General features: G+C 63.5%; 20 protein-coding genes and 5 tRNA genes. 20 read left to right on the top strand and 5 right to left on the bottom strand.

Annotated features, from left to right (window positions below):
* Positions 1-145: 145 nt before the first annotated feature.
* Positions 146-544, bottom strand: a complete 399-nt coding sequence (gene copM / locus AWB83_RS33325) for a CopM family metallochaperone (protein WP_087049867.1) — start codon at positions 542-544, stop codon at positions 146-148.
* A gap of 113 nt (positions 545-657) precedes the next feature.
* Between copM and AWB83_RS33330 the strand changes: the two genes are divergently transcribed.
* Positions 658-1,029 carry a hypothetical protein gene (locus AWB83_RS33330; RefSeq protein ID WP_087049868.1) on the top strand — a complete coding sequence of 124 codons (372 nt, stop codon included), beginning with the start codon at positions 658-660 and terminating at the stop codon, positions 1,027-1,029.
* Between the two features lie 13 nt (positions 1,030-1,042).
* Here AWB83_RS33330 and AWB83_RS33335 read toward each other — a convergent pair whose 3' ends face one another.
* A complete protein-coding gene (locus tag AWB83_RS33335; protein ID WP_087049869.1) occupies positions 1,043-1,888 on the bottom strand; it encodes a 23S rRNA (adenine(2030)-N(6))-methyltransferase RlmJ in 846 nt (281 codons plus the stop codon).
* A gap of 312 nt (positions 1,889-2,200) precedes the next feature.
* On the opposite strand from AWB83_RS33335, the gene AWB83_RS33340 reads away from it, so the two are divergent.
* The 11 genes from AWB83_RS33340 (at position 2,201) to iscX (ending at position 10,892) form a co-directional block, all read left to right on the top strand.
* Positions 2,201-2,995, top strand: a complete 795-nt coding sequence (locus AWB83_RS33340; protein WP_087049870.1) for a 3-hydroxybutyrate dehydrogenase — start codon at positions 2,201-2,203, stop codon at positions 2,993-2,995.
* 15 nt (positions 2,996-3,010) lie between these two features.
* On the top strand, positions 3,011-4,291 hold the full coding sequence (locus AWB83_RS33345; RefSeq protein ID WP_096059410.1) for a DUF3734 domain-containing protein: 1,281 nt from the start codon (positions 3,011-3,013) through the stop codon (positions 4,289-4,291).
* Between the two features lie 124 nt (positions 4,292-4,415).
* A complete protein-coding gene (locus AWB83_RS33350; RefSeq protein ID WP_087049871.1) occupies positions 4,416-4,898 on the top strand; it encodes a low molecular weight protein-tyrosine-phosphatase in 483 nt (160 codons plus the stop codon).
* Positions 4,899-5,038: 140 nt separating this feature from the next.
* On the top strand, positions 5,039-5,566 hold the full coding sequence (iscR, locus tag AWB83_RS33355) for a Fe-S cluster assembly transcriptional regulator IscR (protein ID WP_087049872.1): 528 nt from the start codon (positions 5,039-5,041) through the stop codon (positions 5,564-5,566).
* Between the two features lie 83 nt (positions 5,567-5,649).
* Entirely contained in the window at positions 5,650-6,873 is a 1,224-nt protein-coding gene (locus tag AWB83_RS33360) for an IscS subfamily cysteine desulfurase (protein ID WP_087049873.1), read from the top strand.
* A gap of 66 nt (positions 6,874-6,939) precedes the next feature.
* Positions 6,940-7,368 (top strand): Fe-S cluster assembly scaffold IscU, encoded by a 429-nt coding sequence (iscU, locus tag AWB83_RS33365; RefSeq protein ID WP_087049874.1) that lies wholly within the window; start codon positions 6,940-6,942, stop codon positions 7,366-7,368.
* A gap of 79 nt (positions 7,369-7,447) precedes the next feature.
* The gene (gene iscA / locus AWB83_RS33370; protein ID WP_087049875.1) at positions 7,448-7,771 is read left to right on the top strand and encodes an iron-sulfur cluster assembly protein IscA; all 324 of its coding nucleotides are present in this window, start codon (positions 7,448-7,450) and stop codon (positions 7,769-7,771) included.
* An 83-nt stretch (positions 7,772-7,854) separates the two neighbouring features.
* Complete coding sequence (hscB, locus tag AWB83_RS33375; RefSeq protein WP_087049876.1) at positions 7,855-8,385, top strand: Fe-S protein assembly co-chaperone HscB; 531 nt, start codon at positions 7,855-7,857, stop codon at positions 8,383-8,385.
* Positions 8,386-8,434: 49 nt separating this feature from the next.
* Positions 8,435-10,300: a Fe-S protein assembly chaperone HscA gene (gene hscA, locus AWB83_RS33380; RefSeq protein WP_087049877.1), complete on the top strand. Its 1,866-nt coding sequence runs from the start codon at positions 8,435-8,437 to the stop codon at positions 10,298-10,300.
* Positions 10,301-10,337: 37 nt separating this feature from the next.
* Positions 10,338-10,679 carry an ISC system 2Fe-2S type ferredoxin gene (gene fdx, locus AWB83_RS33385; protein WP_006998729.1) on the top strand — a complete coding sequence of 114 codons (342 nt, stop codon included), beginning with the start codon at positions 10,338-10,340 and terminating at the stop codon, positions 10,677-10,679.
* A 15-nt stretch (positions 10,680-10,694) separates the two neighbouring features.
* On the top strand, positions 10,695-10,892 hold the full coding sequence (iscX, locus tag AWB83_RS33390) for a Fe-S cluster assembly protein IscX (RefSeq protein WP_014191712.1): 198 nt from the start codon (positions 10,695-10,697) through the stop codon (positions 10,890-10,892).
* A gap of 79 nt (positions 10,893-10,971) precedes the next feature.
* On the opposite strand, the gene AWB83_RS33395 is transcribed toward iscX, so the two are convergent.
* Positions 10,972-11,955 (bottom strand): patatin-like phospholipase family protein, encoded by a 984-nt coding sequence (locus AWB83_RS33395; protein ID WP_087049878.1) that lies wholly within the window; start codon positions 11,953-11,955, stop codon positions 10,972-10,974.
* Between the two features lie 245 nt (positions 11,956-12,200).
* Between AWB83_RS33395 and gltX the strand changes: the two genes are divergently transcribed.
* From gltX to AWB83_RS33430, 7 genes are all read left to right on the top strand, one after another.
* Positions 12,201-13,610 (top strand): glutamate--tRNA ligase, encoded by a 1,410-nt coding sequence (gltX, locus tag AWB83_RS33400; RefSeq protein ID WP_087049879.1) that lies wholly within the window; start codon positions 12,201-12,203, stop codon positions 13,608-13,610.
* A gap of 165 nt (positions 13,611-13,775) precedes the next feature.
* A tRNA-Ala gene (locus AWB83_RS33405) sits at positions 13,776-13,851 on the top strand.
* A gap of 159 nt (positions 13,852-14,010) precedes the next feature.
* A tRNA-Glu gene (locus tag AWB83_RS33410) sits at positions 14,011-14,086 on the top strand.
* Between the two features lie 70 nt (positions 14,087-14,156).
* A tRNA-Asp gene (locus tag AWB83_RS33415) sits at positions 14,157-14,233 on the top strand.
* A gap of 72 nt (positions 14,234-14,305) precedes the next feature.
* Positions 14,306-14,381: transfer RNA gene (locus AWB83_RS33420), tRNA-Glu, on the top strand.
* Positions 14,382-14,452: 71 nt separating this feature from the next.
* Positions 14,453-14,529 (top strand) — tRNA-Asp (locus AWB83_RS33425).
* A 152-nt stretch (positions 14,530-14,681) separates the two neighbouring features.
* Positions 14,682-15,164 (top strand): GNAT family N-acetyltransferase, encoded by a 483-nt coding sequence (locus tag AWB83_RS33430; RefSeq protein ID WP_244197971.1) that lies wholly within the window; start codon positions 14,682-14,684, stop codon positions 15,162-15,164.
* Positions 15,165-15,175: 11 nt separating this feature from the next.
* Here AWB83_RS33430 and AWB83_RS33435 read toward each other — a convergent pair whose 3' ends face one another.
* The gene (locus tag AWB83_RS33435) at positions 15,176-16,027 is read right to left on the bottom strand and encodes an AraC family transcriptional regulator (RefSeq protein ID WP_087049881.1); all 852 of its coding nucleotides are present in this window, start codon (positions 16,025-16,027) and stop codon (positions 15,176-15,178) included.
* Between the two features lie 138 nt (positions 16,028-16,165).
* Here AWB83_RS33435 and AWB83_RS33440 point away from each other — a divergent pair, with 138 nt between their 5' ends.
* Positions 16,166-16,582 (top strand): gamma-glutamylcyclotransferase family protein, encoded by a 417-nt coding sequence (locus AWB83_RS33440; protein WP_087049882.1) that lies wholly within the window; start codon positions 16,166-16,168, stop codon positions 16,580-16,582.
* A 111-nt stretch (positions 16,583-16,693) separates the two neighbouring features.
* Here AWB83_RS33440 and AWB83_RS33445 read toward each other — a convergent pair whose 3' ends face one another.
* Positions 16,694-16,939 carry a hypothetical protein gene (locus tag AWB83_RS33445; protein WP_087049883.1) on the bottom strand — a complete coding sequence of 82 codons (246 nt, stop codon included), beginning with the start codon at positions 16,937-16,939 and terminating at the stop codon, positions 16,694-16,696.
* Positions 16,940-17,035 lie beyond the last annotated feature (96 nt).

The raw sequence follows: 17,035 nt of genomic DNA on the forward strand, positions 1-17,035 counted from the left end.
GGGTGTCGGCTTCTTAAGCATGACCTCTATTAAAGAACAAAGCCCTGGGCAGAGCCAGGGCTTTGTCAGCAGTCTGAAAAGCCCCGCATTGCGGGGCTTTTGTTTTTGCCTCGTGCGTGTCGAGCCGCGCGAGGCGCGGTTCGCGTCACTGCTTGCGCGGATGCTGCTCCAGCCATTGCTTCATGAACGCGATTTCCTTTTCCTGCGCCGCGACGACGTCCTTGGCGAGCTTGCGCAGTTTCGCGTCCTTGCCGTATTTCAGTTCGACCTTCGCCATTTCCACCGCGCCCTGATGGTGCGGAATCATGTGCGAGACGAAATCGCGATCGGCATCTCCCGTGTACTCGACGCTCGACATGCCCGACATCATCTTCTGATCTGCGGCCTGATATGCCGCGGTCGAGGACACGTCCGTCGGCTTCGGCGCGTGCTGCTCCATGTTCATGCCGGACATGGCGTCGCTTGCGGGCGACGCGGTCTGCGCGATCACACTTGCGCTGCAGAAGGCGGTGAGGATGGCAAGCGCGATTCTTGTTGATTTCATCGTATCTCCTTGAAAAAGGGGCGGTTGCGGAACTGTTCCGAGCAGGAGCGCCTAGCCTAAAGCTTGCCACCGGGGTAAGGTAAAGAGGTTTCGTCTACATTAAAGAGCGAACGATGCGAGGCCACATCGAAGACACGACGCATTTCCGCCCCGACGAACGCGTTGCTCGAACGGCAGCGCGTCTTGGCGTCGCACTCGCCATGGGTTTGTGCTGCATCGAAGTGGCGCTCGCCAGGCCGGGAGGCGAACCCCTCGTGCTCGATACGCAATCCGGCATTCACAGCGGCGTGGGCGGTACCGTACTCCAGAGCGGGCCGCTTGGCGGACCCGGCATGGTGCCGATGGCGACCTTGCCCGAGTTCCCGCAGCAGGCAGAGCCGCCGATCGTCGTCGCGCCCTATGTCGAGTTTCCGGCCGGGCAGGGCAGCGTGCCCGTACAGCCGGGTGGCAAACGGCCGAGAGTCACGCGCGCGCCTTATCCCTGATCTCCGGGCGAGCTCAGGCCGCCCGATGTTCCAGTTTGAACGAAGCATTGCCGTCTTCGCCGAGCGCGTCGACGAGATAGGGCAGTGACTCCTTCAGTTCCTTGGCCAGCGTGTACGGCGGATTCAGCACGAACATGCCGCTTCCGAACAGGCCGAAGCCGTCCGTGGGCGGCTTTTTCACGGTCAGAGCCGTATGCAGCCAGCCGTTCGGCTGAATGGCCTTCAACTGATCGGCGAAACGTTGCGACTCCATGCGAGTGACGAGCGGATACCAGACCGCATAGGTTCCGGTTGCGAAACGCTTGAGACATTCCTCGAGGCATGTGAGCGTGCGCGCGTAATCGCGCTTGTCCTCGTAGGACGGGTCGATCAGCACAAGTGCGCGACGCGGCGGCGGCGGAAGAATCGCCTTGATGCCGTCGAAACCGTCGCCGTCGTGGATCACTGCGCGCCGGCCGGCATCGCGAAAATTGTGGCGCAGCACGTCGATTTCCGTGCTGTGCAGCTCGAACAGCCGCATGCGATCCTGCTCGCGCATCGCGCGCCAGGCGAGATAGGGCGAGCCGGGGTAGAAGCGCAGATCGCCCTCGGGATTCAACGCCTTCACTTCTTCGACATAGTCCGCGAGCAGCGGCGGCAGATCGTCGCGATCCCAGAGCCGTCCGACACCCGTCTCGAACTCCGCATTCTTGGTCGCGAAGCCTTCGGTGAGCGAGTAGACCCCGGCGCCGGCGTGCGTGTCGATGTACCAATACGATTTGTCCTTCAGGCCGAGATAGCGAAGCATCTGGACGACGATCGCGTGTTTCAGCACATCGGCGTGATTGCCCGCATGAAAGGCGTGACGATAACTGAGCATGGCGAGAGGCCCGCGACGGGCATGAAAAGCAGGAATGGAAACGTGCGCAAGGCGCGATGGGACGTGCGCGAAGGGCGTCCATTGTAGCCGAGGCCACCCGATGCGATTGCACGGTGCGCGGCCTTCGCTGCTGCGCATCGCGTCCTTCATGCACAATAACCGCTCCCGGAGGTTCGTGAACAGTCGGCCGGATGGCCTAGGCGTTCCGATATTCCGCACGAGTTTTCCTATGCCGAACGGCCAGCTTGATAGCCGTGCCGACGGATGTTGTCATTCACCCCATGCCACTCATCAACTGGATTGGAGGTTCGCATGTCATCAAACGGTAAGCTCGACGGCAAGACCGCGGTCGTGACCGGCGCGGCGAGCGGGATCGGCCGCGCGATCGCGTTCACGCTCGCCGGCGCGGGCGCGGCGGTTGCCATCGCCGACCTGAATCAGGCGGGCGCGGACGCGGTTGCCGAGGAAATCCGCGCCAAGGGCGGCAAGGCCATCGGCGTCGCGATGGACGTGACGAACGAGGACGCGGTGAATCAGGGCATCGACCGCGTGGCGTCGGAGCTCGGGTCAGTGGATATCCTGGTGTCGAACGCGGGCATACAGATCGTCAATCCGATCGAAAACTACGCGTACGCCGACTGGAAAAAGATGATGGCCATCCACGTCGATGGCGCATTCCTCACGACGAAGGCGGCGCTCAGGCACATGTACAAGGACGATCGCGGCGGCATCGTGATCTACATGGGCTCGGTGCACTCGCACGAGGCCTCGCCGCTGAAGTCCGCTTACGTGACGGCGAAGCACGGCCTGCTCGGCCTCGCGCGCGTGCTTGCGAAGGAAGGCGCCAAGCATAATGTGCGCTCGCATGTCGTCTGTCCGGGTTTCGTGCGCACGCCGCTCGTCGACAAGCAGATTCCCGAGCAGGCGAAAGAGCTCAAGATCAGCGAGGAGGAAGTCATCAAGCGCGTGATGCTCGGCGGTACGGTCGATGGCGTGTTCACGACCGTCGACGATGTCGCGCAGACCGTGCTCTTCCTGTCGACGTTCGAAACGGCCGCGTTGACCGGGCAATCGTTCGTGGTGAGTCACGGCTGGTTCATGCAGTAAGGGAGAACACGCGGGATGTCGGAAATCGAAAACGACGACGTACTACGCCGGGAACGCGCGCCGAAGCGAAAGAAGGACGCGCAAGCGTCTGCGTCCCTCGCGCGCAGCGAGGCGGGGCGAATTGCCTCGCCGGAAGCGCGCACGGAAGCGCGCATCGACCTGCCGCCCTACGAGACGATCGCGCTGATGCTCCAGGGCGGCGGCGCGCTCGGCGCGTATCAGGCAGGCGTCTACCAGGGGCTTCACGAAGCGGGGATCCATCCGAACTGGATTGCCGGTATTTCGATCGGCGCGCTCAACACGGCGATCATCGCGGGCAATGCGCCCGAGCATCGCGTCACGCGTTTGCTCGAGTTCTGGGAGACGATCTGCCAGCCGGCGTACGGTTTTCCGCTGCCGGCGTTCGTCGAGCGCGCACTGTTCGACTCGGCCGACGAGATCCGCCAGGCTTTCACGGCGCTGCAGGCGTTCGGCGCGCTGGTGGAGGGGCAGAAGGGCTTTTTCGTACCGCGCTTTCCGCCGCCGTCGCCGATTCTCTCGACTTCGCCGCGAACCGCGAGCTATTACGACACGGCGCCGCTCAAAGCGACCCTTGAACGTCTTTGCGACTTCGATCGCATCAATTCGAACGAGACGAGGGTCTCGGTCGGCGCGGTGAACGTCGCGACCGGCAACTTCGCGTATTTCGACAACACGCACATCCGGTTGCGCGCGGAGCACTTCATCGCGTCAGGCGCGCTGCCGCCGGGCTTTGCCGCGGTGGAGATCGACGGCCAGTTCTACTGGGACGGCGGCCTCATGTCGAACACGCCGCTCTACGAGATCGCGCAGGCAACGCCGCGCCGGGACACGCTCGCCTTCCAGGTCGATCTCTGGAGCGCGCGCGGGCCGGTGCCGGACAGCATCGTCGACGTCATGGGACGGATGAAGGACGTGCAGTATTCGAGCCGCACGCGACTCGTCACCGATCAGATGCAACGCGCCCAGCGCGCCCGGAACGTGCTTCAGCATGTGCTCGACCTCGTGCCCGAGGAGATCCGCAAGAACGACGAATGGTGCAGGCGCGCGGAGGAGCTAGCGTGCTCGAAGCGCTACAACATCATTCACCTGATTTACCGGCACAAGGAATACGAAGGCCATTACAAGGACTATCAGTTCGGCTTTTCGACGATGCGGGAGCACTGGGAAAGCGGTCTGAGCGACATCCGCCGCACGCTCGCGCATCGCGATTGGCTGGACATGCCCAACGGCGAATCCCGCTTCATCACGCATGACATCCATCGAGATGAGCGGTGAGGGCGTTCCGCAGGCCGGAAAGCCCCGATTGGGCGAGAACTCGTGCCCCTTTGTATAATCCGGGACGCATCCGGCGGCTGTCTTGCCCGACGTCGCCGGACACGACGACTTTTCCCTGCTTTAGATGAACTCGATCGCGGTCTGCTTCGTCTGTCTCGGCAACATCTGCCGCTCGCCCAGCGCGGAAGCGGTGATGCGCGACCTCGTCGAACGCGCGAGACTCGCCGATCGGATCCTGATGGACTCCGCCGGCACCGGCGACTGGCATATCGGCGAGCCGCCCGACGAGCGCGCGCAGAAAGCGGCGAAGAAGCGCGGTTACGACCTGTCGAAACTGCGCGGGCGGCAGGTCGCCGCCGCGGATTTCGCGCGCTTCGACTTGTTCATCGTCATGGATGACGCGAACGCCGCCGCGCTCACGGCGATCTGTCCGCCCGAGCATCGCGACAAGATTCGTCTGCTGATGGAATTCGCCACGCGCGACGACAGCCGCGTCGTGGTCGATCCCTACTTCGGCGGCGAGGACGGCTTCGAAAAAGTGCTCGATCAGTGCGAGGATGCCTGCGAAGGCTTGCTGAAAGCCTTGCGCGCGCAGATGTCGGCCTGACGCGATGTCTGTCCGCATAGCGGACGCATCGCAAAAAAAAGCGAGTTAAAAGCCTACTTATCTCGCCCGGGATACTTGACTAAAACTGTGGGCTATTTATACTTGACGAAAATCATCGAGTATTAGCGGTAGCCCCAATTATGAGACTCACCACGAAAGGCCGTTTCGCCGTCACGGCGATGATCGACCTGGCGTTGCGCCAGGAGCAGGGCCCGGTGACGCTGGCAGGCATCAGTCAGCGCCAGCGCATCTCGCTTTCCTACCTCGAACAGCTCTTCGGCAAGCTGCGGCGCCATGAGATCGTCGAGTCGGTCCGAGGACCGGGCGGCGGCTACAACCTCGCGCGCCGCGCGGAGAACGTCACGGTCGCCGACATCATCATCGCGGTCGACGAGCCGATCGACGCCACGCAATGCGGCGGCAAGGGCACGTGCGAAGGCACCAAGCAGCACGACGGCCATTGCATGACGCACGAGCTCTGGGCGACGCTCAATCAGAAGATGGTCGAGTATCTGGATTCCGTCTCATTGAAGGATCTGGTCGACCAGCAGCGCGCACGCGAAGGCTCGGCGGCGGTGCTGCGCGACCGGCGCGCCGAATCGGCTGGCGTCGAGGCCGCGCGCGTCGTGCCCAAGGGGCCGAATTCCATTTTCAATCTGGCCGGATGACACGCGCCGCCGCGCGGCACGAGTCGTGCGCGCAAGGAAGGCGTCCCAGCTGGAAGCTTTGACCGATTTTCCCGGAGCGACTGATGAATAACGATATTCCCCACCTGCCCATTTACATGGACTACAGCGCGACGACACCCGTCGATCCGCGCGTGGTGGACAAGATGATCCCGTATCTTCGCGAGCAGTTCGGCAATCCGGCCTCGCGCAGCCACCAGTACGGGTGGGATGCGGAGCGCGCGGTCGAGGAAGCGCGCGAGAACGTCGCGGCGCTCGTGAACTGCGATCCGCGCGAAATCATCTGGACGTCAGGTGCGACGGAGTCGGACAACCTCGCCATCAAGGGCGCGGCGCATTTCTACAAGAGCAAGGGCAAACACCTCATCACGGTGAAGACCGAGCACAAGGCCGTGCTCGACACGATGCGCGAGCTCGAGCGCGAAGGCTTCGACGTCACGTATCTGGACGTGAAGAGCGACGGTCTCATCGATCTGGAGAAGCTCAAGGCGGCGATCCGTCCGGACACGATACTCATCTCCGTGATGCACGTGAACAACGAGATCGGCGTGATCCAGGACATCGAGGCGATCGGCGAACTCGCGCGCGAGAAGGGCATCATTTTCCACGTCGATGCGGCGCAGGCCACCGGCAAGGTCGAAATCGACCTGCAGAAGCTGAAGGTCGACCTGATGTCGTTCTCGGCGCACAAGACGTATGGCCCGAAGGGCATCGGCGCGCTGTACGTGCGCCGCAAGCCGCGCGTGCGCATCGAAGCGCAGATGCATGGCGGCGGTCATGAGCGCGGCATGCGTTCGGGCACGCTCGCGACGCATCAGATCGTGGGCATGGGCGAGGCGTTCCGCATCGCGCGTGAAGAGATGGCGACCGAGAACGAGCGCATCCGCATGCTGCGCGACCGGCTGCTGGAAGGCCTGCAGGACATCGAAGAGGTGTACGTCAACGGCGACATGGAACGGCGCGTGTCGCACAACCTCAACATCAGCTTCAACTTCGTCGAAGGCGAGTCGCTGATCATGGCGGTAAAGGATGTGGCGGTGTCGTCGGGTTCGGCGTGCACGTCGGCGTCGCTCGAGCCGTCTTACGTGCTGCGGGCGCTCGGCCGCAACGACGAACTGGCGCACAGCTCGATCCGCTTCACGGTCGGCCGCTTTACCACCGAGCAGGACGTCGACTATGTGATCAACCTGCTGAAGAGCAAGATCGCGAAGCTGCGCGATCTGTCGCCGCTCTGGGAAATGCACAAGGACGGCATCGACATCTCGACCATCCAGTGGGCCGCGCACTAAGTACGAAGCACTGAGGCGCACGGGCACACCGGCTACGCGACACTGAATATCTGGAGAGTTTGAATCATGGCTTATAGCGACAAGGTTCTGGACCACTACGAAAACCCGCGCAACGTCGGCTCCTTCGCGAAGGACGACGACACGGTCGGCACCGGCATGGTCGGCGCGCCCGCCTGCGGCGACGTGATGAAGCTGCAGATCCGCGTCGGCGCGGACGGCGTGATCGAGGACGCGAAATTCAAGACCTACGGCTGCGGTTCTGCGATCGCATCGAGCTCGCTCGTCACCGAGTGGGTCAAGGGCAAGACGCTGGATCAGGCGCTCACGATCAAGAATACGCAGATCGCCGAAGAACTGGCGCTGCCGCCGGTGAAGATCCACTGCTCGATCCTCGCGGAAGACGCGATCAAGGCGGCGGTCGCCGATTACAAGCAGCGTCACGGCGTCGTGGCGTCGGAAGCGCAAGCGGCGGAAGCGAAGCAGCACGCAGCGTAATGACGAAAGCGGGCGCGATGCATGAGCATGGCGCCCGATGAGCCGGCGAAGTACGGCAAGGCGAAGAGAAGCGAAGACTATGGCAATCACGTTGACGGAGAAGGCAGCACGACACGTGCAGAAATATCTGGCGCGACGCGGCAAGGGCGTCGGCCTGCGCTTGGGCGTGCGCACGACGGGCTGTTCGGGTCTGGCGTACAAGCTCGAATACGTCGATGAGCTCGCGCCCGAAGACACCGTGTTCGAGACGGCGGGCGTGAAGATCGTGATCGATCCGAAGAGTCTTCCTTATCTCGACGGCACCGAGCTGGACTTCGCGCGCGAAGGGCTGAACGAAGGCTTTCGCTTCAACAACCCGAATGCGAAGGACGAGTGCGGCTGCGGCGAATCGTTCCGCGTCTGACACGCGTGACGCCGGCGGTATCGGCAAAAGAGGCGGCGCGGGCCGCCTTTTTCATTCGCGCAACCTGAAACCACAACATCGTCATGGCCTCGCTTACCGACAGTCACTTCGATCTCTTCGATCTGCCGCCGACGTTCGCCGTCGATCGGCACAAACTCGACGACGCCTATCGCACCGTGCAGGCGCAAGTGCATCCGGACCGCTTTGCCGCGGCCGGCGATGCGCAACGCCGCCTCGCGATGCAATGGGCCACGCGCGCGAACGAGGCGTATCAGACGCTCCGAGACCCGCTCAAGCGCGCGCGCTACATGCTGTCGCTGCGCGGCATCGACGTCGGCGCCGCGAACAACACGGCGATGGAGCCGGCGTTTCTGATGCAGCAGATGGAATGGCGCGAAAATATCGAGGATGCCGCGAGCGCGAAGAACCTCGGCGCGCTGGAGGCGCTGCTCGACGAGCTGCGCGAGGAAGAGCGCGTGCGCTTCACGAAGCTCGAGGCGCTGATCGACAGCAAGTCGGATCAGGCCGCGAGCGAGGCGGTGCGCCAGTTGATGTTCATCGAGCGCGTGGCGACCGAAATCGGCGCGCAAATCGAGCGGCTAGAGCACGCGTAAGAGCAGGAAAAAGCGCGAGCTCGCCGCATACAACCCCATAAGACCAACGATGGCTTTACTGCAAATCTCAGAACCCGGCATGGCACCGGCGCCGCACCAGCGGCGCGTGGCGGTCGGCATCGATCTCGGCACCACGAATTCGCTCGTGGCCGCCGTGCGCAACAGCGTGCCCGAAGCGCTGCCCGACGAGGACGGCCACGTGCTGCTGCCGTCGGTCGTCCGCTACCTGGAGAAGGGCGCACGGCGCATCGGCCGGACCGCGAAGGAAGAAGCCGTCGTCGATCCGCGCAACACGATCGTCTCGGTCAAGCGCTTCATGGGTCGCGGCAAGAGTGAGGTGGAGGGTGCGGAGAACGCGCCGTACGATTTCATCGACGCGCCCGGCATGGTGCAGATCCGCACCATCGATGGTGTGAAGAGCCCGGTCGAGGTGTCGGCGGAAATTCTCGCGACGCTGCGATATCGTGCCGAAGACACGCTCGGCGAGGACCTCGTCGGCGCGGTGATCACGGTGCCCGCGTATTTCGACGAAGCGCAGCGCCAGGCGACCAAGGACGCGGCGAAGCTCGCGGGCCTGAACGTATTGCGTCTGCTGAACGAGCCGACCGCGGCGGCGATCGCGTATGGTCTGGATAACGCCGCCGAAGGTCTCTATGCCGTCTACGACCTGGGCGGCGGCACCTTCGATCTGTCGATCCTGAAGCTCACGAAGGGCGTGTTCGAGGTGCTCGCGGCCGGCGGCGATTCCGCGCTCGGCGGCGATGATTTCGATCATGTGCTGTATCGCCATGTGCTGGCGCAGGCAGGCGCCGTCATCGAAGCGCCGGAAGACGTGCGTTTGCTGCTCGACCGCGTGCGCTCGGCGAAGGAAGCGCTGTCGTCCGCGCCCGAGACGCGCGTGCAAGCGACGCTCTCGACGGGCCGCGAGATCGACGTCCTCGTGACCGAAGCGCAATTCGCCGAGCTGACGCAGGCGCTCGTCGCCCGCACGCTCGGCCCGACGAAGAAGGCGTTGCGCGACGCGAAGGTCGCGCCGAAAGACATCAAGGGCGTCGTGCTGGTCGGCGGCGCGACGCGCATGCCGGTGATCCGCCGCGCGGTCGAAGCGTTCTTCGGCCAGCCGCCGCTCGTCAATCTCGACCCGGATCAGGTGGTCGCGCTCGGCGCGGCGATTCAGGCCGATCTGCTCGCCGGCAACCGCCGCGGCGACGGCGACGACTGGCTGCTGCTCGACGTGATTCCGCTCTCGCTCGGCGTCGAGACGATGGGCGGCCTCACGGAAAAGATCATCCCGCGCAACTCGACGATTCCGACCGCGCGCGCGCAGGAATTCACGACCTTCAAGGACGGCCAGACCGCGATGGCGATCCACGTCGTGCAGGGTGAACGCGAACTCGTCTCCGACTGCCGCTCGCTCGCGCGCTTCGAGCTGCGCGGCATTCCGCCGATGGCGGCGGGCGCGGCGCGCATCCGTGTGACCTATCAGGTCGATGCGGACGGGCTGCTCTCGGTGTTCGCGCGCGAGCAGGCTTCGGGCGTGGAGGCATCGGTGGTGGTGAAGCCGTCCTACGGCCTTGCCGACGACGAAGTCGCCCGCATGCTCGAGGAAAGCTTCAAGACCGCGGAAACGGACATGCGCGCGCGTGCGTTGCGCGAGGCGCAGGTGGAAGCGGATCGCCTCATCGAAGCGACGCACGCCGCGCTCGAAGCGGACGCCGAACTGCTCGACGACGAAGAGCGCGCGCAAATCGAAACGCTCGCAGCGGAGCTGGCGCAAGTCGCCAGGGGCGAATCGCCGGAGCAGATCGAGGACGCCACGAAAGCGCTCGCCGCCGCCACCGACGAATTTGCCGCGCGCCGCATGAACAAGAGCATTCGCCGCGCGCTCGCGGGCCGCAAGCTCGACGACGTCTGATCATCGAACAATCAAGCATTTACGGAAAACCAGCCCCATGCCTCAAATCGTTGTGCTGCCTCACGTGGAGCTTTGTCCGGACGGCGCGGTGATCGACGCCGACGTCGGCAAGAGCATCTGCGACAACCTGCTGGATCACGGCATCGAGATCGAGCACGCCTGCGAGAAGTCGTGCGCGTGCACGACGTGTCACGTCATCATCCGGGAGGGCTTCAACGCGCTCGAGCCGTCCGAGGAGGACGAGGACGATCTGCTCGACAAAGCGTGGGGTCTCGAACCGACATCGCGGTTATCATGTCAGGCAATGGTGCCTGCCGACGAGGATCTGGTGGTCGAGATCCCGCGGTACTCCATCAATCACGCCAAAGAAAATCACTGACAGGAGGCTTCGCCCATGAAGTGGACAGATACTCAGGAGATCGCGATGGCACTCACCGACGCGCATCAGGATATCGATCCCCAATATGTGCGTTTCACTGACCTGCATCGCTGGGTGACTGAGCTGGACGGATTCGACGACGATCCGCAAAAATCCAACGAGAAGATCCTCGAGGCGATCCAGGCGGCGTGGATCGAAGACGCGGATTATTGATCTCCGGTTTGCGTCGGCTGATGAGCGGCGGCTTCGCAGGAAGCCGCCGTTTTGCTTTGTGCCTGCCGCGAGGGCAGGGTCAGACGCGCACGCCTTTCTCCTGCAACTGCCGCCGCAACGTCGGCCACATCCTGGCGACCGCTTCCTCGCCCGCGAGGATGGACGCATTGCGCTGGCTGAAATCGCTGCTGCTCATCGCGGCGAGATTCGGGCGGATCACCGCGTTCGCGTACTTGTCGAGTTCGTAAGCCTTGATCGTCTGGCCCATGATCGTGAACGTCTGCATCAGCACGTCGAACGAGCTCGACGTGAGTCCGCTTTCCGGGCGCGCCGAGATGTCGACCGCGATCACGAAATCCGCGCCCATCCTGTGCGCGAACGCGGCCGGCACCGGGCTCACGAGGCCGCCGTCGACATACTCGTGGTCGCCGATCTTTACCGGCTCGAAAATCGACGGCACGCTGCACGATGCGCGCACCGCCACGCCGGTGTTGCCGCGCTGAAAGAGGATGGGCTGGCCGTTCTTCAGATCGGTCGCGACGATGCCGAGCGGCCTGGCCATCTTCTCGATGGGCCGGTTGTCGAGCGTCTTGTTCAAATAGTTCTGCAGCGCGACGCCTTGCAGGATGCCGCGCGTGCGGAAAGGCATCGCCCAGTCGCTGATGGACGCTTCGTCCATCGTCAGCGCGAGCTTGTTGATCGCGATGCCGCTCATGCCCGACGCATACAGCGCCGCGATCACCGAGCCCGCGCTCGTGCCGGCGACGAGATCGATGTGCACGCTGCGCGCCTCCAGCGCCTTGATCACGCCGATATGCGCGAAGCCGCGCGCGGCGCCGCCCCCGAGCGCAAGACCGATGCGCACCGGCCGCTGCGCATCGGTCGACGGCGGCGCGACGCCCGGCGTGCCGGCGGCGCTCTCGCCTGAAACGCCGCCGCTCGTGGTCGTACAGGCGGCAAGAACGGACGATGCGGCCGCAAGCGAAAACGCGCGGCGCGAAAGACGGGGTGACGATGAATTCAAGGTGTGCTCCGGCGGTGCAGCGAGTCCCCGGCGGTGCATGCGCGCGCGCTTCGCACGCGGACGGCTCGGGGATCGGGAAAGGCGCGCACATCATAAAACAAAAGGCGCGCCGGCCGACACAAAGCGGCCGGCGAGTATAATTTCGTCTCATTTTGAGCGGGCTTCGAGCGCGGCTGCGCAGCATGCGCTCATCGCGCAAGCCATCGGCGTCCATCGTGCCGCCGACCCGCCAGACCGCATTCCGGCCTCGATCGCCGCGAGCGCCATCCATCGAGTAAACAGCAATGACCACCCAAGTCCGTACCCGCTTCGCTCCGAGCCCGACCGGCTTCATCCACCTCGGTAACATCCGCTCCGCGCTTTATCCGTGGGCGTTCGCGCGCAAGATGAAGGGAACCTTCGTGCTGCGCATCGAGGACACCGATCTCGAGCGTTCCACCGATGCGTCGGTCGATGCGATTCTCGAAGGCATGGCGTGGCTCGGACTCGATTTCGACGAAGGCCCGTTCTATCAGATGCAGCGCATGGACCGCTATCGCGAGGTGGTCGCGCAGATGCTGGAGAAGGGCCTCGCGTACCACTGCTACATGTCGACCGAAGAGCTCGACGCGCTGCGCGAGCGCCAGCGCGCCGCCGGGCTTAAGCCGCGCTACGACGGCACGTGGCGTCCCGAGCCGGGCAAGGTGCTGCCGCCGATTCCGGAAGGCGTGAAGCCCGTCGTGCGCTTTCGCAATCCGTTGACGGGCACGGTTGCCTGGGACGACGCCGTGAAGGGCCACGTCGAGATCTCGAACGAGGAGCTCGACGACCTCGTGATCGCACGCCCCGACGGCACGCCGACCTATAACTTCTGCGTGGTCGTCGACGACCTCGACATGAAGATCACGCACGTGATTCGCGGCGACGATCACGTGAACAACACGCCGCGTCAGATCAACATCCTGCGCGCGCTGGGCGGCGAGGTGCCGGTGTACGCGCACCTTCCGACGGTGCTGAACGAGCAGGGCGAAAAGATGAGCAAGCGCCACGGCGCGATGAGCGTGACGGGCTATCGCGACAACGGCTATCTGCCCGAGGCGGTGGTGAACTATCTCGCGCGGCTCGGCTGGTCGCACGGCGACGCCGAGATCTTCTCGCGCGAGCAGTTCGTCGAATGGTTCGATCTCGAGCATCTCGGCAAGTCGCCCGCGCAGTACGACCACGACAAGCTCAACTGGCTCAACGCGCATTACATCAAGGAAGCGGACAACGGCCGGCTCGCGGAGCTGGCGAAGCCGTTCCTGCTGCAAGCGGGCATCGATGCCGCGGCGATCGACGGCGGCGCGCCGCTCGACCAGGTGATCGCGCTGCTGAAGGATCGCGCATCGACGGTGAAGGATATCGCCGACAACGCCGCGATGTTCTACCGCGAGCCTGTCATCGATCCCGAAGCATACGAGCAGCACATCACCGATGCCGTGCGTCCGGCCATCGCCGAGCTGCGCGCGGCGCTTGCCAACGTCGAGTGGACCAAGGAGGCGATCGCGGCGGCACTCAAGGCGACGCTGACCGCGCACAAGCTCAAGATGCCGCAGCTCGCGATGCCTGTGCGGCTGCTGGTCGCGGGCACGACGCATACGCCTTCCATCGACGCCGTGCTGATGCTGTTCGGCCGCGATGCGGTGTTGAAGCGCCTCGAACGGACGGCTGGCTGAATGCGCGGCATCGACGCACGACGCGCCGCTTCGTCACGTGAAAGCGGCGGCGCGTCATCCATTGCGTATGAAAGCGTCAGGTGAGGCAAAAAAGTTTGGGTTCGGCCGTCAGAAGGTATTTACAACGCCAAAAACGCCCTATACAATCTCGTTTCTGTTCTGCAAGGGGGTATAGCTCAGCTGGGAGAGCGCTTGCATGGCATGCAAGAGGTCAGCGGTTCGATCCCGCTTACCTCCACCAAAGAACAGTTGAAGTAGTGCGAATGTTGTTCTCCGAATCTCCGGGAGTCGCAAAAAATACTTCACAAGTAACGCAAAGTTGTATAGAATTTTGGTCTTCGCTTGATCGGCGTCAAGCAGATGAGCGAAGAGGTGGTAAAGACAGATTCACCAAGTTTCTGTCCCCTTCGTCTAGAGGCCTAGGACATCACCCTTTCACGGTGAGTACAGGGGTTCGAATCCCCTAGGGGACGCCAGAACATCGGCGGCTGCTAGAAAAGCGCTGCAAGATTCGTCGGTGACCGAGGCGAATCGATGAAAAGAAGTGGAGCGGTAGTTCAGTTGGTTAGAATACCGGCCTGTCACGCCGGGGGTCGCGGGTTCGAGCCCCGTCCGCTCCGCCAGCATTTGCGAGCATGAACACTCCGGCTAATGAGAGCCGGTTTTTTTTCGCCGCAGGGTTGCAAGAAGTTGAAGTCCCCTTCGTCTAGAGGCCTAGGACATCACCCTTTCACGGTGAGTACAGGGGTTCGAATCCCCTAGGGGACGCCAGAATATCGGCGGCTGCTAGTAATAAGCGCTGCGAGATTCGCTGACGACAAGGCGAATCGATGCAAAGAAGTGGAGCGGTAGTTCAGTTGGTTAGAATACCGGCCTGTCACGCCGGGGGTCGCGGGTTCGAGTCCCGTCCGCTCCGCCAAATCGTTGTTTGAAAAAATCCAGCTTTCGGGCTGGATTTTTTTTGCCCGCTGGGGCGCATTCTCTTTCGGACCCAATTCGAATCGGCTTCGACGGTAGTAATGTCCATTGCCAGCCTGCGCGCACTGTCTTAGTGTTTAGGCACTTGTTCCCGTGCCCAGCACTCGTGCGATGCTCGACCCGACCGAAGACCTTTCGCTCTATCAACTGCGCCAGGCGACCATGGCGGATTTCGCCTTCGCCGAAGCGCTCACGCACGACAACATGGTCGGCTATTATCGGCGCCACAACCTCGTGTGGCGTGGCGATCTCTTTCTTTCCAGCTGGCGCGAATCCGAAAATTTCATCCTGCAGGCGGATGGCATGCCGATCGGCGTGATGCGCGTCACGGAGGAAGACGATTCGCTGCACATCCGCGACGTTCAGATCGCCCAGGGCTATCGCGGACGGGGCGCAGGCACCTTCCTGCTCAACACCGCACACCGCTGGGCGCGGGCACGCGGACTTGCCGAATGTCAGTTGAGAGTGTTCGTCGATAATCCGGCCGCGCGGCTCTACGTGCGTCTGGGTTACCGCCCGGCGGGACCGCGTCTCGCCCAGCTCGGCGCGATCCGTCACATGGTGCGGCGCGTCTGAGCCGGGTCGGTCTACACGCTGTCCAGATCGCGTCCGCTTCGGTCATCGCGGCTGTCGCCGTTGTCGCGTGCGAAGAAGGCGCGCGGGCTTTCGCCGAACGCGCGACGGAACATCGCGGAAAATGCGCTTTGACTTTGATATCCCAGTTCGCGCGCGACTTGCGCGAGCGGACGGCCCTGGCTCAGTAAGGGAATCGCGCGCGCGAGCACCGCTTGCTGACGCCATTGCGAAAAACTCACACCGAGCTCGCGCCTGAAGAGCCGGGCGATCGTGCGCGTGCTCGCGCCCGCTTCCGACGACCAGCGCTCCAGGTCCGAATGCGACGGGTCGGCCAGTACGGCATTGCACAAGGCGCGCAGGCGCTTTTCGTTGGGCATCGGCACGGAGAGCGGGAGCGGCTGGGAACGGATGATTTCATCGAGCGCGAGCGTGCCGAGCAGCCGCTCGCGGTCTCGCGAGAGCGGTTCCTCGTCGAGCGCGGCGATGACTTCGCGCAAGAGCGGCGACACCTCGACGACCCTGCACGCGCCGAGGCCGGCCGGCACGACGCTCGCATCGACATACAGCGTGCGCAGATAGGCGTCCTCTACGATCACGACTTCATGCGTGACATTGGGCGGCACCCAGATCGCGCGCGAGGGCGGCACCATCCACGTCGAATCGACGGTCGCGACGCGCAGCACACCGCGCGACGTGTACGCGACCTGTGCCCACGGATGCGTGTGCAGTGCGATGCGCACGCCATAGGGAACAGGCCGCGAACGGACGCGAATCGGATGATCGAGCGTCGGCGAATGTTCGACGGGAATGTCGAGATGCTCGACTTCCTCATTCGACGATCTCGTTTCGACAAACATGGGCATCTGCCGATGTTAGCCGAAAGCGCGTCTTGCGGCGCCGCCAGGCCCTGCGGCGGAGGCTTGCGCCGCGCGCCGCAAGCAATTTTGCGCGGCGCATAATTCACCGATCCACTTTTCCGAGCGACAGGAGCGCTTTCCTCGATGCAACACGTTTTCGTCTACGGCACGCTGCGCGCGGGTGAAGTCAACGACATCAACCGCGCGGCCGAGCGCCACGGGGTTGCGGCGCCGCAGTGGATCGGCATGGCGCACGTGCACGGTCGGTTATTCGACTTCGGCACGTATCCCGGGCTCGTGATCGATGAAGAGGGTGGTCCGATCCGGGGCGATGTCTACCGCATCGAGGACGCGCTGGTGCCCGTGCTCGACGAGATCGAGCACGTATATCCCGGCGTGGAAGGACTTTTCCAGTCGCACCGGCTCCACATCGAGGTGGAAGTAGAGGGGCGGAAGGATCGGGTCGATTGCCTGATCTATCCGGTCGCGGCGGCTTCCGTCGCGGGCTTGCCGCGGATCGAGAGCGGCGATTGGGTGGAGCATCGTGCGACGCGCCCATGACGCGCCCATGACGCGCCAGAAAAACATAAAACGCTCCGCGCCGCCTTTGACGCGACCGGCTGGTCAAAGGCGGCGTGAATGGCCCCGTGCCTGTCAGTCGAAGGCCGGAAATTACTGGCTCGAGCTGGACATTGGCTTGCTGTGAGACTTCTTGTGATGCATCGATTTGTGGGACGGCGCCTGCGAGTGCATGTTTTGCATGTTGTCCTGTTGCGATTGCAAGTTTTGCGCGCGCGATTCGATGTCAGCAATCTTGGCGGGATCGGTGCTCATCGTCACGCCTTGATCGCTCTGCGCGTAGGCGCCCGAAGCGACCGCGCTGAGGGACAATAGAACAGCCAGGGACACTTTCTTCATTGTTACCTCCTAATAGCAGTTGAACCCGGGAATCGCCTGTCCGATCCGGTGGAAAGACGCTCAGTTGCAAGCAAGAATTGCTCCCGCTGCCTCGCG

Origin of the sequence: Caballeronia ptereochthonis, from assembly GCF_001545075.1 — a bacterium.
In the GTDB taxonomy this organism is placed as follows: domain Bacteria; phylum Pseudomonadota; class Gammaproteobacteria; order Burkholderiales; family Burkholderiaceae; genus Caballeronia; species Caballeronia ptereochthonis.

Excerpts from the sequence above, each read along its gene's own strand:
- iscX (WP_014191712.1), top strand. The coding sequence starts at position 10,695 with ATGAAGTGGACAGATACTCAGGAGATCGCGATGGCACTCACCGACGCG.
- AWB83_RS33335 (WP_087049869.1), bottom strand. The coding sequence starts at position 1,888 with ATGCTCAGTTATCGTCACGCCTTTCATGCGGGCAATCACGCCGATGTG.
- AWB83_RS33345 (WP_096059410.1), top strand. The coding sequence starts at position 3,011 with ATGTCGGAAATCGAAAACGACGACGTACTACGCCGGGAACGCGCGCCG.
- hscB (WP_087049876.1), top strand. The coding sequence starts at position 7,855 with ATGGCCTCGCTTACCGACAGTCACTTCGATCTCTTCGATCTGCCGCCG.
- AWB83_RS33445 (WP_087049883.1), bottom strand. The coding sequence starts at position 16,939 with ATGAAGAAAGTGTCCCTGGCTGTTCTATTGTCCCTCAGCGCGGTCGCT.
- fdx (WP_006998729.1), top strand. The coding sequence starts at position 10,338 with ATGCCTCAAATCGTTGTGCTGCCTCACGTGGAGCTTTGTCCGGACGGC.
- iscA (WP_087049875.1), top strand. The coding sequence starts at position 7,448 with ATGGCAATCACGTTGACGGAGAAGGCAGCACGACACGTGCAGAAATAT.
- gltX (WP_087049879.1), top strand. The coding sequence starts at position 12,201 with ATGACCACCCAAGTCCGTACCCGCTTCGCTCCGAGCCCGACCGGCTTC.
- iscR (WP_087049872.1), top strand. The coding sequence starts at position 5,039 with ATGAGACTCACCACGAAAGGCCGTTTCGCCGTCACGGCGATGATCGAC.
- hscA (WP_087049877.1), top strand. The coding sequence starts at position 8,435 with ATGGCTTTACTGCAAATCTCAGAACCCGGCATGGCACCGGCGCCGCAC.
- AWB83_RS33440 (WP_087049882.1), top strand. The coding sequence starts at position 16,166 with ATGCAACACGTTTTCGTCTACGGCACGCTGCGCGCGGGTGAAGTCAAC.
- copM (WP_087049867.1), bottom strand. The coding sequence starts at position 544 with ATGAAATCAACAAGAATCGCGCTTGCCATCCTCACCGCCTTCTGCAGC.
- AWB83_RS33435 (WP_087049881.1), bottom strand. The coding sequence starts at position 16,027 with ATGCCCATGTTTGTCGAAACGAGATCGTCGAATGAGGAAGTCGAGCAT.
- AWB83_RS33395 (WP_087049878.1), bottom strand. The coding sequence starts at position 11,955 with ATGCACCGCCGGGGACTCGCTGCACCGCCGGAGCACACCTTGAATTCA.
- AWB83_RS33340 (WP_087049870.1), top strand. The coding sequence starts at position 2,201 with ATGTCATCAAACGGTAAGCTCGACGGCAAGACCGCGGTCGTGACCGGC.
- AWB83_RS33360 (WP_087049873.1), top strand. The coding sequence starts at position 5,650 with ATGAATAACGATATTCCCCACCTGCCCATTTACATGGACTACAGCGCG.
- iscU (WP_087049874.1), top strand. The coding sequence starts at position 6,940 with ATGGCTTATAGCGACAAGGTTCTGGACCACTACGAAAACCCGCGCAAC.
- AWB83_RS33330 (WP_087049868.1), top strand. The coding sequence starts at position 658 with ATGCGAGGCCACATCGAAGACACGACGCATTTCCGCCCCGACGAACGC.
- AWB83_RS33350 (WP_087049871.1), top strand. The coding sequence starts at position 4,416 with ATGAACTCGATCGCGGTCTGCTTCGTCTGTCTCGGCAACATCTGCCGC.